Consider the following 1,858-nt stretch of genomic DNA (forward strand, 5'->3'; position numbering starts at 1 on the left):
ATGTAGAAGTATCTATATGTTCTTTTTTTAAAAAACATATCGTTAAATAACGATATGACAAGGGGTGTAAACCATGAAAGATGTATTTGATAGTATTATGATTGGAGCTGGTCAGTCAGGGTTAGCAGCGGCTTATCACTTAAATCAAAACGGAATAAAATACCTCGTCCTTGAAGGTGAAAATCAAACTACTGAATCATGGTCAAAATATTATGATAGCCTAACCTTATTTTCTCCTGCATGTTATTCCTCCCTTCCAGGATTACGATTCCCTGGAAATGAAAGTCGTTATCCTACCAAGGAAGAAGTTATTTCATACCTCAAAGAATATGCTAAACATTTTAATTTAAACATTCGTACTGGAGAAAAAGTTACAGTAGTTCGTAAGGTTGGAGATTTATTTGAGATCGAAACCTTAAAAAGTGTATATTATTCAAAAACAGTTATTTCAGCAACAGGAGCTTTTGCCAATCCCAATCTACCAGCAATAGAAGGAAGTGAATATTTTAAGGGTAATATCATACACTCCAGTCAATATAAAAACGTAGACGAATATAAAAATCAAAGAGTAGTTGTGGTTGGTGGTGGAAATTCTGCTATACAAATTGCCTATGAGTTAGCAAAAGTGGCAAATGTAACAATTGCTTCAAGAAAACCTCTTTCTTTTACACCACAAAGATTACTCGGAAAAGACATTCACTTTTGGTTAAAATTAACTGGTGTTGATACTCTTTTTTATGGAAGAAAGTTTGCTTCAAAGGTATCAATTATGGATACAGGAATTTATAAAGAAGCGATTGTAAAGAAAACGCCAGATAGCAGAAGAATGTTTACAAAATATACAGAAGGGGGCGTTGTTTGGAGTAAGGGAAATGAAGAACAAGTAAACACTGTCATTTATGCAACTGGTTATATATATAATATGCACTATTTAATACCTCTAAAAAATACGATAGATAAATACAATTCCCCGAGACAGGATAAAGGATTAAGTTCCACAATCGATGGTTTATATTATGTTGGACTTTCAGGTCAGCGATCATTTTCTTCAGCAACCATTCGAGGTGTAGGGTCTGATGCAAAATATGTTGTAAAAAAAATAGGCTATTATTTAAAGTATTTTGAATCAAAATAAAGATCATATTTATAGACAATCACTATTTTAACTGTTGGATAACAAAACAATTCACAATGTTAATGCTATTACAATATAAAAGGTCTCTTATTAAAGAGACCTCAGACCGTAGACAAACCCCCTTTCAAATCCTTGATTTGAAAGGGGGTTTGCATTTATTCTCTATTTTCTTAGGCTGGGCATGGATACTTCCATGCCCAGTTTGCCATTTTCTTGAGATTCATGGCAGCAAAAGTTAGCATCGCCTGCATGGCCACTTTTTTAATTCCTCTTAAAGTGGTCCATCGCATACCATGCTTTTCTTTAGCATCTGCAAAGACACGTTCTATTGTTTCTTTTCGTTTAGCGTATATGCTTTTATTCATTTCTGTATGCCGTAAATGATTAACTTCATCAATGTTATCTTCCCAAATATGTCGGTGAATCATTTTCCTCTTGTTCTTACTTTGTGTACAGGAATCAAGGAGTGTGCAATCCTTACAAATGGCTGGATTTGATGCGTATTGTCTGTAACCATCCCTGGTCGTTGTGCGGTAAGGAAGTATTTGATCCTTCGGACAAATATAACAATCATAATATTCATCGTAGACATATTCATATTTTTTCATGAATTCATCTTTAGTGTGGGGTCTTGTGTAAGGCATAACAGGACTAATTTCTTTGTCCATTAAATATTTCGCAACGGGTGGAGTTTTATATCCTGCGTCTCCAGCAAGAGCATTA

The 1,858-nt window shown here is 34.3% G+C and carries 2 protein-coding genes; one reads left to right on the forward strand and one right to left on the reverse strand.

Annotated features, from left to right (window positions below):
- Window positions 1-73 precede the first annotated feature (73 nt).
- Entirely contained in the window at window positions 74-1,135 is a 1,062-nt protein-coding gene (locus tag WQ54_RS24220; protein ID WP_046585327.1) for an NAD(P)/FAD-dependent oxidoreductase, read from the forward strand.
- Window positions 1,136-1,305: 170 nt separating this feature from the next.
- Here the strand turns inward: WQ54_RS24220 and WQ54_RS24225 are convergent.
- Window positions 1,306-1,858, reverse strand: a 553-nt coding sequence (locus WQ54_RS24225; protein ID WP_046588163.1) for a transposase, incomplete at its 5' end; no start/stop codon positions are given.

It is taken from the genome of Bacillus sp. SA1-12 (assembly GCF_000981385.1).
In the GTDB taxonomy this organism is placed as follows: Bacteria; Bacillota; Bacilli; order Bacillales; family Bacillaceae; genus Metabacillus.